Origin of the sequence: Curtobacterium sp. NPDC090217, from assembly GCF_044746705.1 — a bacterium.
Lineage (GTDB): Bacteria > Actinomycetota > Actinomycetes > Actinomycetales > Microbacteriaceae > Curtobacterium.
This window is the reverse complement of sequence record NZ_JBIVCR010000003.1, coordinates 423,887-437,836: the sequence shown is the minus strand read 5'-3', so window position 1 is coordinate 437,836 and position 13,950 is coordinate 423,887. Positions and strand designations below refer to the sequence as shown.

Genomic DNA, 13,950 nt, shown 5'->3' with positions numbered 1-13,950 from the left:
CGGCACATGGCCGGACGGGAGGCTCGGTGCGGGTCCGGCACGCTCCTCACCTGGACCGTGGTCGGACCCAGGGCGGCGCGGGTCAGAGCGAGTTCACCCAGTTGCGGAGCATCTGGATGCCCGGCTCGCCGGACTTCTCGGGGTGGAACTGGGTCGCGGTGAGGGGCCCGTTCTCCACGGCGGCGATGAACCGCTGACCGTGCTCGGCCCACGTGAGCTTCGGCGCGCGGAACGGACCGTACGCCTCGAGCGGGAAGTCGGTGACGCCGTACGAGTGCACGAAGTAGAACCGCTCGTCGCGGAGGCCGTCGAACAGCACGGAGTCCGCCGGGGCGTCGATCGTGTTCCAGCCCATGTGCGGCAGGACCTCGGCGTCGAGCTGCTCGACGGTGCCGGGCCACTGCGCGAGGCCTTCGACATCAGCGCCGCGCTCCACCCCGCGGGAGAAGAGCACCTGCATGCCGACGCATATCCCGAGGACCGGACGGCCACCCGCGAGCCGGTGGTCGACGATCTCGCCGCCCTGGACGCCTTCGAGCTGGTCGATGACGGCCGCGAACGCGCCCACGCCGGGGACGAGCAGTCCGTCGGCGTCGAGCGCCGTGCGCTTGTCGGCAGTCAGCGTGACCTCGGCGCCGGCACGCTCGAGCGCCTTCGCCGCGGAGTGCACGTTCCCCGACCCGTAGTCGAGGACGACGACGTTCGGCTTCGCGGTCACAGTGCGCCCTTGGTCGAGGGGATGCCGTCGACGCGCGGGTCGAGCTCGACCGCACGGCGCATCGCCCGCGCGAACGCCTTGAACTCCGCTTCCGCGATGTGGTGCGGATCGCGACCCTCGAGCACGCGGACGTGCACGGTGATGCCCGCGTTGAACGTGATCGCCTCGAAGACGTGGCGGACCATCGACCCGGTGAAGTGGCCACCGATCCGGTGGAACTCGAAGCCGGCGGGTTCGCCGGAGTGCACGAGGAACGGACGGCCGGACACGTCGACGACCGCCTGCGCCAGTGCTTCGTCGAGCGGGACGAGCGCGTCGCCGTACCGACCGATGCCGGCGCGGTTGCCGAGCGCCTGCTTGAGGGCCTGGCCGAGCACGATCCCGGTGTCCTCGACCGTGTGGTGCACGTCGATGTCGGTGTCCCCGGAGGACTGCACCCGGAGGTCGATCAGGGAGTGCTTGCTGAACGCGGTCAGCATGTGGTCGAAGAACGGCACGCTCGTCGCGATCTCGGACTTGCCGGTGCCGTCGAGGTCGAGCGACAGGGAAACGGTCGATTCACTCGTCGAGCGGGTGATCTCGGCGGTACGCGCGGTCATGCTGTAACCCTAACCGGCGGCTGTTCGGTGGCCACCCGGCGCATGGCGTCGAGGAACGCGGTGGTCTCCTCCTCGGTGCCGGCACTCACGCGGAGGTGGTTCGGGATCCCGAGGTCCCGGACGATCACGTCCTGTTCGAGCAGCGACTCGAACGCCGCACGCGGGTCGGCCACACCGCCGAAGAGGACGAAGTTCGACCACGTCTCGTACGGCGAGTACCCCATCGCGCGGAGCCCGTCGACCATGCGGTCTCGCTGGCCCCGGATGTCGTCGACCATCGCGAGCATCTCGGGTGCGTGCCGGAGCGCCGCGACCGCCGCCGCCTGTGTGAGGGCGGACAGGTGGTACGGCAAGCGGACGAGACGGAGGGCGTCGATCACGGCGGGGTGTGCCGCGAGGTACCCGACGCGGGCGCCCGCGAACGCGAACGCCTTGCTCATCGTGCGGGACACGACGAGTCGTTCGCGACCGGGCAGCAGTGTCAGCGCGGTCGGCTGCCCCACCGGCATGAACTCGGCGTACGCCTCGTCGACCATGACGATGCCGTCCGTGGCGTCGTAGACCGCTTCGATCGTCGCGAGGTCCAGCGGGGTGCCCGTCGGGTTGTTCGGTCCGCAGAGGAACACGACGTCCGGGCGGTGCGCACGCACGGCTGCGACGGCGGTCTCGGGCGAGATGCGGAACTCGGCGTCGCGCTCGGCAGCGATCCACTGCGTGCCGGTGCCGGACGCGATGATCGAGTGCATCGAGTAGGTGGGCGGGAAACCGAGCACACTGCGCCCGGGACCGCCGAACGCCTGGAGGAGCTGCTGGATGACCTCGTTCGAGCCGTTGGCCGCCCAGATCTGCTCGGCCGCGAGGTCGTGCCCGAGGTACCCCGCGAGCGACTCGCGCAACTCGGTGAACTCGCGGTCCGGGTACCGGTTCACCGTCTCGAGCGCCCGACGGACCGACTCGACGATGTCGTCCGCGACGTCCTGCGGCACCGGATGCGTGTTCTCGTTGACGTTGAGCTGCACGCGGACGTGCTTCTGCGGTGCCCCGTAGGGACTCTGACCGCGAAGGTCGTCTCGGATCGGGAGGTCTTCGAGCGTGAATGCCACCGATCCATCGTAGAGCGGTCGGGCTGCACGGTGACCGGCCGTCCGGACGGTCATGCCCTGTGCGCCCGTCGACGGGCGGTGCTTGCTTCGCCGGGGCGTGGTGCTTACTTCGCCGGGGCGTACTTGGCCGGGATGGCGATCTGCTCGCCAGCCTGGACACCGGAGCCGTCGAGCGCGTTGAGGCTCACGACGTCCGCGATGAAGTCACGCGGGTCGGCGTTGGGTGCGGTCTGCTCGGCGAGCTGCCAGAGCGTCTCCCCGGGTTCGATGGTCACCGTCTGGAAGTGCACGTCCGCCGAGGTGTTGCCGGCAGCGGCCTGGCCACCGTTCAGCGCGAACAGACCGACAACGATCATGACCGGCAGGGCGGCGAGCGTCGTGAAGACCACACGGCCGCGGCGCGTGATGCGGAGCCGGGTACGGACGGCCGTGCCCTGCATGTCTGCGAGTGCGATGGTGCTCATGTCGTGGTGCCTTCCTGCTCTGGTGAACCGAAGCGATGTACCGAACATACGTTCGAACGGGCAGCCGCACAAGTCCCCCGGACACATTTCTGGGGAGTTTTCGTGCGACACGCTCGAACAGGTGTTTGTCCGGCAGCATGCGGTCGGATACTGTTTCGACTGACTGGGACAAGCCTGACGGGGACCACCGACATTCCCGCAGAGGCCGTCCTCGGTCCGACCAGAAGGCGAGACGACGTGGCGGACGAACTGCGGGGACAGAAACCGCTGACGGCGAAGCAGCAGGCGATCCTCGACGCGATCCGTGCGTCGATCGCCAGCCGGGGGTACCCGCCGAGCATGCGCGAGATCGGCGACGCTGCCGGCCTCTCGTCACTGTCGAGCGTGTCGCACCAGCTCGGCCAGTTGGAGCTCGGCGGCTGGATCCGCCGCGACCCCAACCGCCCGCGAGCGCTCGAGGTCCTGGTCGACGAGCCGACACCGGACGCGGACGGCCCCGATGTCGACGCCACGACCCTCGTCCCGCTCGTCGGCCGCATCGCCGCGGGTGTTCCGATCACCGCGGAGCAGCACGTCGACGAGATCATCCCGCTCCCCCGTCAGCTCGTCGGCACCGGCGACCTCTTCATGCTGAAGGTCGTCGGCGAGTCGATGATCGACGCCGCGATCTGTGACGGCGACTGGGTCGTCGTCCGGTCGCAGCAGACCGCCGAGAACGGCGATGTCGTCGCGGCGATGCTCGACGAAGAAGCCACGGTCAAGGTCTTCCGCCAGCGCGACGGTCACACGTGGCTGCTCCCCCGCAACTCCGCGTTCGAACCGATCCTCGGTGACGCCGCGACGGTGCTCGGCAAGGTGGTCGCCGTCCTCCGCAGCATCTGACGCGCGAGACACTCCGGGAACGACGAAACGCCGCCGGATTCGGCGGCGTTTCGTGTGTTCTGGGGTGCCTCAGGAACCGAGCCGTGTCTGGCGGAAGCGAGCCTGCGGGGACTAGGCCGTCGTGACGGGCGCGACCACGAACGGGTCGAGCTCGGCGACCTGGCGCTGGAAGACGCGCACGCGCAGTCGCGTCCCCGCCTCGACGTAGTCCACGGACTCGACCGCACCCGCGTCGTGCAGGGACGACACCAGGTCGCCACGCTCGTACGGGATCACCACGGTGAGCTCGACGTCGGGCTCGGGGAGCCGTGCCTCGATCGCCCGGAGGAGCTCCGGGATGCCCTCGCCGGTGCGCGCCGAGACGAACACGGCCTCCGGGGCGAGCCCCACGAGCACGAGCCGCTGGGCGTCGTCGATGAGGTCCGACTTGTTGAACGCGACGATCTCGGGGATGTCCCGGGCGCCGACGTCTCCGATGACGTCCCGGACGGTCGCGAGCTGGGCTGCGGGGTCCGGGTGCGAGCCGTCGACGACGTGCACGATGACGTCGGCCTCGCCCACCTCTTCGAGCGTGGAGCGGAAGGCCTCGACGAGCTGGTGCGGCAGATTGCGCACGAAACCGACCGTGTCCGCGAAGGTGTACTCGCGGCCCTTGCCGGTGTTCGTCCGGCGGATCGTGGAGTCCAGCGTCGCGAACAGCTGGTTCTGCACGAGCACGCCGGCGCTCGTCAGCCGGTTGAGGAGGGACGACTTGCCCGCGTTCGTGTACCCCGCGATCGCGACACTCGGCACCTCGTTGCGGTGACGGTCGGCGCGCTTGGCCTCCCGCGCGGGACGGAACGACGCGATCTGCCGACGCAGCTTCGACATCCGCGTGTGGATGCGGCGACGGTCCAGCTCGATCTTCGTCTCACCCGGACCACGCGACCCCATGCCGGCACCGCCGGAGACCTGACCACCGGCCTGGCGGGACATCGACTCACCCCAACCGCGCAGTCGCGGCAGGAGGTACTCGAGCTGCGCGAGTTCGACCTGCGCCTTGCCCTCGCGGCTCTTCGCGTGCTGGCTGAAGATGTCGAGGATCACGGCGGTCCGGTCGATGACCTTCACCTTGACGACGTCCTCGAGCGCACGCCGCTGGGACGGGGCGAGCTCGGTGTCGGCGATCACGGTGTCGGCCCCGGTGGCCTTGACCACCATCGCGAGCTCTTCGGCCTTGCCCTTGCCGAGGTAGGTCGAGGGGTCGGGGTGTGGCCGTCGCTGCAGCAGTCCGTCGAGGACCACGGCACCCGCGGTCTCGGCGAGTGCCGACAGCTCACGGAGCGAGTTCTCGGCGTCGGCCGCGTCGCCCTGGGCGTACACGCCGATGAGGACGACCTGCTCGAGCCGGAGTTGCCGGTACTCGACCTCGGTGACGTCCTCGAGCTCGGTGGAGAGACCGGCCACGCGGCGCAGCGCTGCGCGGTCGTCGCGGTCGTACTGGTCGCCGTCACCGGCCCAGCCGTGCTCGTCGACCGAGCGGGTCTGGATCGCCTGTGCCGGCGCGAAGATGGACGAGCTGGCTCGCGAGTCGGCGTTGCGCAGCACGCGCTCGACGACGCCGTCGCCTTCAGCTTGGTTGTGGGTATCCGTCATGCTGCCCACAGGGTACCTCTGCGGGCTCCAGGACACACGGGGTTGCCGGTACGGTTCATCCATGGCGAACGACCACTACTTCTCGGCCACCCCGGAGAGCCAGGCGCGACCGCGCCAGATCCACGTGACGCTGGCGGGTCGTTCCCTGGCGCTGACCACTGCATCCGGGGTCTTCAGCCCGGACGGCATCGACCGCGGGACCCGCGTGCTGCTGGGCTCCGTTCCGCCGCCCGCGCACGACGGCGCACTCCTCGACGTCGGTTGCGGGTGGGGGCCGATCGCGATCACGATGGCGCTCCACTCCCCGGACGCACAGGTCTGGGGCGTCGACGTCAACGAGCGCGTGCTCGGCCTCGCGCGCGCCAACGCCGAAGCCGCCGGGGTCACGAACGTGTCGATCGGGGTCCCCTCCGACGTCCCGGCGGACCTGCGCTTCCGGACGATCTGGTCGAACCCACCGATCCGCGTTGGCAAGGACGAGCTCCACGACATCCTGATGACCTGGCTCCCCCGGCTCGAGGTGTCCGGCGATGCCTGGCTCGTCGTGTCGAAGGACCTCGGTGGTGACTCCTTGCAGCGGTGGCTCCACGACACGCTCGGGGCGTCGTTCCACGTCACGCGGGCGTCGACGGACAAGGGGTTCCGCGTGCTGCGCGTGCACCGCACGGCGGAGTAGCGCGGCGCGTCGCGTCGCGGACCAGCGAGGTGGGCACGCGGTGCGCGCGCACCTCGGCCGACGCGTTCGTCTGCCCGTGCGAGCGCCCGTGCGCCCGCGCGCGGCCCGTGCGCCCGCGCGCGTGCCCGTGCGCCCGCGCGCGTGCCCGCCCATGCGCCCGTGCCCGCGCGCGTGCCGGTGCCTGCCCATGCGCTCGTGCCCGCGCGGGTGCCTGCGTCCGCGGTCGCCGTCGAGTGGTCACGACACCCCGCTTACGGTCGCCGAGTGGTCATCGATCGTCGTTCGCGACGGGCACAGGCGACAGCTCGCGACCGCTCAACGGCAGTGAGCGGGGTGTCGTGACCTCTCGGCTGCATCGGCGGCCGGTCGGGCGTCTCAAGCGCACCGCCGCGCGCCCCGCGTCAGACGGTCAGGTCGCCGGAGAACACCAGCTCGGCCGGCCCGGCGAGCGACACGTGCTCGCCGTCCTCGGCCGCGAACATCCGTACGGTCACGACGCCACCAGGGACCCGCACGCGCCAGGTGTCCGGCGCGCTCGCTCCCGCCCAGTACCGCGTCGCGAGCGCCGCGGCGACCGCCCCGGTGCCGCAGGACAGCGTCTCGCCGCTCCCTCGCTCGTGCACCCGCATCGTGATCTGCCCGACGCCGTCCTGGACGAGCGGGTCCCCCGGCAGTACGAACTCGACGTTCGCACCGGCCGCCGGTGCCGGGTCGAGCACAGGGACGTAGGTCAGGTCGAGGTCGGCGAGCTCGTCCTCCGTCGCGACGGCGACCACGACGTGCGGGTTGCCGACGTCGATACCGAGGCCCGGGCGGGCACGGTCGAGGTTCTTCGCGCGGACGAGCACGTCGGAAGACCCACCGCCCTCGATGCCGAGGTCCCACCGCCCGAGGTCGGCGGCGAACCCGTTCGCCTGCCGCTGGATGTCGACGATGCCCTTCCGGCTCCCCACGGACAGGGTCTCGCCGGGTTCGAAGTCCACGAGCCCGGACTCGGTCAGGTAGCGCGCGAAGACACGGATGCCGTTCCCGCACATCTCCGCGACCGTGCCGTCGGCGTTGTGGTAGTCCATGAACCACGTGACCTCGGGAGCGGACGCAGCGATGGCGCGCCCCTCGGGGAGGGCATCAGCCCGCACCGCTCGGATCACGCCGTCGGCCCCCACACCGAACCGTCGGTCGGCGATCGCGCGGATCCGGTCCGGGGTCAGGTCGACCGTCGCGTCCGGGTCGGCGAACAGGACGAAGTCGTTGCCGGTCCCCTGGCCCTTGGTGAAGTGCAGCTCGGTCACGGGACGATCCTACGGGCCACGTCCGAGAGCTCCTGCCGGTCCGCCCCCGTCACGTCGAGGTCCTCGGCGTCCGCGTACCGCTTGAACCAGGAGACCTGTCGCCTGGCGTACTTCCGCGTCGCCACCGCGGTCGCCTCGACGGCATCGGCGACCGTCGCGTCGCCGCGCAGGACGTCGAGCGCCTGGGAGTACCCGATCGCGGCACGCGCGGTGCGTCCCTGCTCGAGCCCGCGCGTCCGCAGCGCGGCGACCTCGTCGACGAGTCCGTCACGGAACATGCCCGCTGCGCGGTCGTGGAGCGCGGCGACGAGCTGCGCACGATCACGACGCAGGTGCAGGACACGGGCGGGTCGCCACGCGCGCGGCGCGGACGGGAGGCTCGGGGTGACCCGGTCGGATCGGCTCGCGATCTCCACGGCGCGGATCAACCGCCGTGGGTTGCGGACGTCGATCGTCTCGGCGGCCGCCGGGTCGAGTTCGCGCAGCCGCGCGAGCAGTGCGTTCGGTCCGTCCTCCGCGTGCTCGCGTTCCAGCGCGGCGCGGAGCTCCGGGTCGGTGCCGGGGAACTCGAGGTCGTGCAGGACGGACGACACGTACAGGCCGCTGCCGCCGACGAGGACCGCGACCCCACCGTCGTCGACGATCCGGCCGATGATCGCTCGGGCGTCGCGCTGGTACGCGGCGACGCTCGCCTCGTCGGTGACGTCGAGCACGTCCAGCTGGTGGTGCGGGATGCCGTGCCGTTCAGCGAGCGGGACCTTCGCGGTGCCGATGTCCATGCCGCGGTAGAACTGCATCGCGTCGGCGTTGACGATCTCGGCGTTCCGGCCGTGCGCACGGTGTCGATCGGCGATCGCGATCGCCAGGTCGGACTTGCCGGTGCCGGTCGCGCCGACGACGGCGATCAGCGAGACGGTGTCGGCCGCGGGCTCGCCCGGCTCGCCGTGCAGCCCCGGTGCGGGTTCAGCGGCCGACACGGATCGTCGGCAGACCGAGCGACACCGGCTTCGGCCCGTCACCGGGTGCCGCCGGGGTCGGGACACCGCAGGACTCGGCCTGCGCGCGGTCCCACGCCTCGCCGGCACGGGTGCGCCGGATGCGGAGCGGCTGGTCGGTGTCCGCGATCAGGAAGTGCGGTGCAGCACGGGTCACCTCGACCGTGACGACGTCCCCGGGGCGCGGGACGTCGGAGCCGACCGGCACCGAGAAGTGCACGAGACGGGAGTCCTCGGCTCGGCCGGACAGACGGTGCGTGGCGCCGTCCTTCTTGCCCTCACCGGTCGCCACCAGGACGTCGACCGTACGGCCGACCTGCCGCTGGTTCTCCTCCGCGGTGATGCGATCCTGCAGCGCGGTGAGCCGCTCGTAGCGTGCTTGGACGACCTCCTTGGGGAGCTGGTCGTCCATCGTGGCCGCCGGGGTGCCGGGGCGAATCGAGTACTGGAACGTGAACGCCGACGCGAACCGGGCCTGCTCGACGACGCGCATCGTGTCCTCGAAGTCGGCCTCGGTCTCGCCGGGGAACCCCACGATGATGTCCGTGGAGATCGCCGCGTTCGGGATCGCGGCGCGCACGCGGTCTAGGATCCCGAGGAACCGCTCGCTCCGGTAACTGCGGCGCATCGCCTTGAGGACCCGGTCCGAGCCGGACTGCAGCGGCATGTGCAGCTGCGGCATCACGTTCGGGGTCTCGGCCATCGCGTCGATGACGTCGTCGGTGAACGCCGCCGGGTGCGGGCTCGTGAACCGGACGCGCTCGAGGCCCTCGATCTGCCCGGCCGCGCGCAGCAGCTTCCCGAACGCCTGCCGGTCCCCGAACTCGACGCCGTAGGAGTTCACGTTCTGGCCGAGGAGGGTGACCTCGATCGCACCGTCGTCGACGAGCGCCTGGATCTCCGCGAGGACGTCGCCTGGACGACGGTCCTTCTCCTTGCCACGGAGCGACGGGACGATGCAGAACGTGCAGGTGTTGTTGCAGCCGACGGAGATCGACACCCACCCGCTGTGCGTCGAGTCGCGCTTGGTCGGTAGCGTCGACGGGAAGACGTCCAGGGACTCGAGGATCTCGAGCTGCGCTTCACCGTTGTGCCGGGCGCGCTCCAGCAGCGTCGGCAGCGACCCCATGTTGTGCGTGCCGAAGACGACGTCGACCCACGGCGCCTTCTCGAGGATGACGTTCTTGTCCTTCTGCGCCAGGCAGCCACCCACGGCGATCTGCATGCCGGGGTGGTCCCGCTTGATGCCCGCGAGTTGCCCGAGGTTGCCGTAGAGCCGGTTGTCGGCGTTCTCACGCACAGCGCACGTGTTGATCACGACGACGTCCGCCTGGGTGCCGTCCGCCGCGACGTACCCGGCGGCCTGCAGCGACCCGCTGAGGCGCTCGGAGTCGTGCACGTTCATCTGGCACCCGTAGGTGCGGACTTCGTAGGTGCGGGGCTGCGCTGCGACGGTCGCCATGGTCGTCCCAGTGTAAATCGGCGCGCGGTGAATCGGTGCCTACTCGAACCGGACCGTGCCGCGCGGCCCGCCATTCCGCGGTCCACCACCGTCGAGCGCGCGCTCCACCGCGATCCGCACCACGCCGCCGTTGTAGCCCTTGCGCATCAGGAAGCCGGAGAGCCGGCGCTCTGCGGTCGCACGGTCGAGGCCCCGGAGCTGACCGGCACGCTTCTCGGCGAGCTCGATCGCACGGATGAACTCGTCGTCATCGTCGTCGGCCGCGGCGTCGAGGGCTGCGTCGATCGCCGCCTGGTCGATGCCACGACGACGGAGCTCGGCGACGACCCCCTGCCGACCGAGCCCCTTGCGGTCGTGGAGTCGGTCCACGAGGTCGGTCGCGAGGGCGACGTCGTCGAGCAGTCCCACCCGGGTGAGCCGCTCGACCTCGTGCTCGACGACGTCCGGGTCGAGGTCGTTGCCCCGGAGCATCGTCCGGAGCTCGGACTCGCTCACACCCTTGCGGCCGAGGGCGCGCATACTGAGCCGCTCGGCATCCGCACGTTGTTCGTCCAACGGCCGTGGAGCGTCAGCGGGGTCGATCTCGTCACCGCCGGCGATCGAGAACACCGACGCCGTCGTGGCATCGGCCTCGTCGATGTCGTAGCCGTCCTGCTCGGCACGGGCACTGCGACCGGAGCCGTCCCCGACGACCGGCGAGACCCACTCGGACTGCGCACGGTGTCCACGGAGGGGAACCGGCGCGCTCGCATCGGCGGCGGAGGCGTCGGCGTCCGGCGTTGTCTCGACGCCGGGGGTGTCCGCTTCGCTCTCCGGCTCCGGGAGCGGCGGTGTCCGACGGCGGCGGGACCTCGCACCGAACAGATCGGTGACCGGTGCGAGGTCGTCGCTGCCGTCGTCGTGCCCGGTCACGCGCCCTTGCGTGCGGTGAGCTTGGCTTCGAGCGACTCGACCGGTGCCGTTGCTTCGTCGGTGGCCTTGGCACCACCGATGCCGAGCTTGGCGAGGATCTTGCCTTCGATCTCCGCAGCGATCTCCGGATTCTGGATCAGGAAGGAACGCGAGTTCTCCTTGCCCTGCCCGAGCTGGTCGCCGTCGTAGGTGTACCAGGCACCGGACTTCTTGACGATGCCGTGGTCCACGCCGAAGTCGAGCAGCGAGCCTTCACGCGAGATGCCCGTGCCGTAGAGGATGTCGAACTCCGCCTGCTTGAAGGGCGGCGCCATCTTGTTCTTGACGACCTTCACGCGGGTGCGGTTGCCGACGGCGTCGGTGCCGCTCTTCAGCGTCTCGATGCGACGGATGTCGAGGCGAACCGACGCGTAGAACTTCAGCGCCTTACCGCCGGACGTGGTCTCCGGGGAGCCGAAGAACACACCGATCTTCTCGCGCAGCTGGTTGATGAAGATCATCGTGGTCTGCGTCTGGTTCAGTCCACCGGCGAGCTTGCGGAGTGCCTGCGACATGAGTCGTGCCTGGAGGCCGACGTGGGAGTCACCCATCTCGCCTTCGATCTCGGCGCGGGGCACGAGCGCCGCGACGGAGTCGATGACGATCAGGTCGATCGAGCCGGAGCGGACGAGCATGTCGGCGATCTCGAGTGCCTGCTCGGCGGTGTCGGGCTGCGACACGAGCAGCGCGTCGATGTCCACGCCGAGCTTCTTGGCGTACTCGGGGTCGAGCGCGTGCTCGGCGTCGATGAACGCGGCGATGCCACCGTTGCGCTGCGCGTTCGCGATGGCGTGGATCGTCAGGGTGGTCTTACCCGAGGACTCCGGGCCGTAGATCTCGATGATGCGGCCACGCGGCAGCCCACCGATCCCGAGCGCGACGTCGAGCGCGACGGAACCGGTCGGGATGGTCGCGACCGGTGCACGCTCGTCGGAGCCGAGGCGCATCACGGCGCCCTTGCCGAACTGCCGGTCGATCTGGGCAAGTGCGGTCTCGAGGGACTTCTCGCGGTCTGCGGGTGATGGCATGGTGTGCTCCTTCGTGCTCGATGTCGGCCGCCTGTAGGCTGTCCCGTCCCCCGGGGCCGGTGGTGCAAGGCCCCTGGTTCTTCGACAAGGCTTCGGACGTTCCCGATGGCTTCGAACCTAGGGCGGGCCACCGACATCGATGCCGATCACCGCGCTGACTGTGGATGAACCCGCCGATCACGCCGCTGTGGAGGAAGCTACCACCCATCGAACACGCGTTCGAGCGACACGCCGAACAAATGTTCGGTCGCAGAACGCTAGTCGCGCGGCTCCAACAACCCCTTGCCGTGCCGCCGGTCCTGCGGGACGTCCTGCGAGTCACACAGTGCGTCCCACACCTTCCGGGTGTCGATCCCGGCGGCGATGGCATCGGCAGCGGAGCGCCCGCCGAGCTCCTCGAGCACCACGTCACGGGCGACGACCGCACCGTAGGCCTCCCCGAAGACCTGGTCGACGGCTCGCCAAAACTCACTCACACGCATCAGACCACCCTAAGCGTCAGCGCGAACGGCGAACGCCCCCGCCGGCGGACCGACGGGGGCGTTCGTGTGCAGTGCGTCTCAGCGCACCGCGAGGTCGTTGTCGAACTCGGCGACGAGTTCGTCCGGGAGCGTGTCCGGGACCGGGGTGAGACCTTCCACCACGGCGAGGCGGTCTCCCACCTCGCGCATGATCGTGGAGATCGGGGTGTCCAACGCATCCGCGACGGAAGCGAGGATCTCCGAGCTGGCCTCTTTCTGACCGCGCTCCACCTCACTGAGGTACCCGAGAGCAACGCTGGCCTTGGACGCGACCTGACGGAGGGTCCGGCCCTTCTGCAAGCGGAAGTCCCGCAGAACGTCGCCGATTTCCTGACGAACGAGAACCATGAGAACTCCTCCTCTCTGTCGTCTCCGCGCCCGACCGGCCAGGGTGACCGGGTTCGGGTTCAGCAACACTAGCGTTGCCGGTTGCAGCATGCTAGCCACCTGGGCTGCCGTCCTGCTGGAGATTGCGTGAGATGTAACCCAGCGGTAACGCGGGCTATTCCCCGGTCTCGAGCGTGACGTGCAGTCGTGTCAGGAGTTCGGAGACAGCGGCCTGCCGGATTGCCTGACGGTCCCCGTCGAGGTGCAACTCGAACGCCTCCGCGCCCGCCGCTGATGCGATGCCGACGAACACCGTGCCGACGGGCTGGCCGTCCTGCGGGTCGGGCCCGGCGACACCCGTCGTCGAGATCCCCCATGTCGCGGGTAGGCCGTCGACCGCCAGGGCGGTCCGCACGCCGGCGGCCATCTGCGCCGCGACGGTCGGGTCCACCGCGCCGTTCCGGGCGAGGAGCGCCGCGGAGACGCCGAGGACGGACGCCTTGACGGGCGTCGCGTAGGCCACGACTCCGCCACGGACGACGGCGCTCGCTCCGGGGACGCCCACGAGTTCCGACACGACGAGCCCGCCGGTGAGCGACTCCGCCACGGCGACGGTCTCGCCCCGCGCGGTCAGCGCCGCGACGACCGATGACGCGAGGGTCACGCTGCGGTCCGGTTGTGCTTCCACGCCTGCCAGAGGTAGTCCAGCCCGCTCCACACCGTGGCGATGAACGCGGCCGTCATCAGGATCCCGTTCGTCCAGCGGGCGAAGTCGCCGGCGATGTTCCACCACGGGAAGAGCGCGAGCGTGATGGCGACCGCCTGCAGCACGGTCTTGATCTTGCCGCCGCGGCTCGCCGGGATGACCCGGTCGGAGAGCACCGCGAACCGGAACACCGTGATGCCGATCTCGCGCACCATGATCAGGACCGTCACGTACCAGGGCAGCTCGCCGAGGATCGACAGGGCGACGAGCGCTCCGCCGATGAGCACCTTGTCGGCGATCGGGTCGACGAGCTTGCCGAAGTCGGTGACGAGGCCCTGACGCCGCGCGATGATGCCGTCCGCACTGTCGGTGACGATCGCCACGACGAAGAGCACAGCCGCCCAGATGCGCGTCGGCCCGTCCTGCCCGGCATCTGCCAGCAGCAGGACGAAGAACAGCGGCGCCATCAGGATCCGGATGACGGTGATGATGTTCGCGACGTTCGCCGTCGACGCGGGACCCGGTCCCTTGCGGACGAGACGTCCCCGCCAGGGGAACCGCTTCGTGTTGGTGCCTTCCGAGGCGGTCATC

Annotated in this window: 16 protein-coding genes; 2 read left to right on the top strand and 14 right to left on the bottom strand. The window is 70.2% G+C overall.

Going from position 1 to position 13,950, the window contains the following annotated elements; all coding sequences use genetic code 11:
- Positions 1 to 82: 82 nt before the first annotated feature.
- From hisH to ACIPJ2_RS13925, 4 genes are all read right to left on the bottom strand, one after another.
- Complete coding sequence (hisH, locus tag ACIPJ2_RS13940; protein ID WP_281267461.1) at positions 83 to 718, bottom strand: imidazole glycerol phosphate synthase subunit HisH; 636 nt, start codon at positions 716 to 718, stop codon at positions 83 to 85.
- Positions 715 to 1,317: an imidazoleglycerol-phosphate dehydratase HisB gene (gene hisB, locus ACIPJ2_RS13935; protein WP_402729305.1), complete on the bottom strand. Its 603-nt coding sequence runs from the start codon at positions 1,315 to 1,317 to the stop codon at positions 715 to 717. Before hisB ends, hisH begins: the two co-directional genes overlap by 4 nt.
- Positions 1,314 to 2,420: a histidinol-phosphate transaminase gene (locus ACIPJ2_RS13930; protein WP_402729304.1), complete on the bottom strand. Its 1,107-nt coding sequence runs from the start codon at positions 2,418 to 2,420 to the stop codon at positions 1,314 to 1,316. Before ACIPJ2_RS13930 ends, hisB begins: the two co-directional genes overlap by 4 nt.
- 104 nt (positions 2,421 to 2,524) lie before the next feature.
- Complete coding sequence (locus tag ACIPJ2_RS13925; protein ID WP_281267458.1) at positions 2,525 to 2,884, bottom strand: hypothetical protein; 360 nt, start codon at positions 2,882 to 2,884, stop codon at positions 2,525 to 2,527.
- Between the two features lie 237 nt (positions 2,885 to 3,121).
- On the opposite strand from ACIPJ2_RS13925, the gene lexA reads away from it, so the two are divergent.
- Complete coding sequence (gene lexA / locus ACIPJ2_RS13920; protein WP_402729303.1) at positions 3,122 to 3,766, top strand: transcriptional repressor LexA; 645 nt, start codon at positions 3,122 to 3,124, stop codon at positions 3,764 to 3,766.
- Positions 3,767 to 3,877: 111 nt separating this feature from the next.
- On the opposite strand, the gene hflX is transcribed toward lexA, so the two are convergent.
- Positions 3,878 to 5,401 (bottom strand): GTPase HflX, encoded by a 1,524-nt coding sequence (gene hflX / locus ACIPJ2_RS13915; RefSeq protein WP_402729302.1) that lies wholly within the window; start codon positions 5,399 to 5,401, stop codon positions 3,878 to 3,880.
- 61 nt (positions 5,402 to 5,462) lie between these two features.
- Between hflX and ACIPJ2_RS13910 the strand changes: the two genes are divergently transcribed.
- Positions 5,463 to 6,077, top strand: coding sequence for a class I SAM-dependent methyltransferase (locus ACIPJ2_RS13910; RefSeq protein WP_402729301.1), 615 nt, complete (start codon positions 5,463 to 5,465; stop codon positions 6,075 to 6,077).
- 401 nt (positions 6,078 to 6,478) lie between these two features.
- Here the strand turns inward: ACIPJ2_RS13910 and dapF are convergent, their stop codons facing one another.
- From dapF to pgsA, 9 genes are all read right to left on the bottom strand, one after another.
- Positions 6,479 to 7,369, bottom strand: a complete 891-nt coding sequence (gene dapF / locus ACIPJ2_RS13905; RefSeq protein ID WP_402729300.1) for a diaminopimelate epimerase — start codon at positions 7,367 to 7,369, stop codon at positions 6,479 to 6,481.
- Entirely contained in the window at positions 7,366 to 8,346 is a 981-nt protein-coding gene (gene miaA, locus ACIPJ2_RS13900) for a tRNA (adenosine(37)-N6)-dimethylallyltransferase MiaA (protein ID WP_402729299.1), read from the bottom strand. The genes dapF and miaA overlap by 4 nt, the downstream gene beginning before the upstream one ends.
- The gene (gene miaB / locus ACIPJ2_RS13895; protein ID WP_402729298.1) at positions 8,333 to 9,826 is read right to left on the bottom strand and encodes a tRNA (N6-isopentenyl adenosine(37)-C2)-methylthiotransferase MiaB; all 1,494 of its coding nucleotides are present in this window, start codon (positions 9,824 to 9,826) and stop codon (positions 8,333 to 8,335) included. The genes miaA and miaB overlap by 14 nt, the downstream gene beginning before the upstream one ends.
- 39 nt (positions 9,827 to 9,865) lie before the next feature.
- The gene (locus ACIPJ2_RS13890) at positions 9,866 to 10,738 is read right to left on the bottom strand and encodes a regulatory protein RecX (protein WP_402729297.1); all 873 of its coding nucleotides are present in this window, start codon (positions 10,736 to 10,738) and stop codon (positions 9,866 to 9,868) included.
- Positions 10,735 to 11,805 carry a recombinase RecA gene (gene recA / locus ACIPJ2_RS13885; protein ID WP_402729296.1) on the bottom strand — a complete coding sequence of 357 codons (1,071 nt, stop codon included), beginning with the start codon at positions 11,803 to 11,805 and terminating at the stop codon, positions 10,735 to 10,737. The genes ACIPJ2_RS13890 and recA overlap by 4 nt, the downstream gene beginning before the upstream one ends.
- Before the next feature lie 257 nt (positions 11,806 to 12,062).
- Positions 12,063 to 12,287 (bottom strand): DUF3046 domain-containing protein, encoded by a 225-nt coding sequence (locus ACIPJ2_RS13880; protein WP_123656394.1) that lies wholly within the window; start codon positions 12,285 to 12,287, stop codon positions 12,063 to 12,065.
- A 78-nt stretch (positions 12,288 to 12,365) separates the two neighbouring features.
- Positions 12,366 to 12,674: a helix-turn-helix domain-containing protein gene (locus ACIPJ2_RS13875; RefSeq protein ID WP_058725115.1), complete on the bottom strand. Its 309-nt coding sequence runs from the start codon at positions 12,672 to 12,674 to the stop codon at positions 12,366 to 12,368.
- 154 nt (positions 12,675 to 12,828) lie between these two features.
- Positions 12,829 to 13,317 carry a CinA family protein gene (locus ACIPJ2_RS13870; RefSeq protein WP_402729295.1) on the bottom strand — a complete coding sequence of 163 codons (489 nt, stop codon included), beginning with the start codon at positions 13,315 to 13,317 and terminating at the stop codon, positions 12,829 to 12,831.
- Entirely contained in the window at positions 13,314 to 13,949 is a 636-nt protein-coding gene (pgsA, locus tag ACIPJ2_RS13865; protein WP_402729294.1) for a CDP-diacylglycerol--glycerol-3-phosphate 3-phosphatidyltransferase, read from the bottom strand. The genes ACIPJ2_RS13870 and pgsA overlap by 4 nt, the downstream gene beginning before the upstream one ends.
- Between the last annotated feature and the right edge of the window lies 1 nt (position 13,950).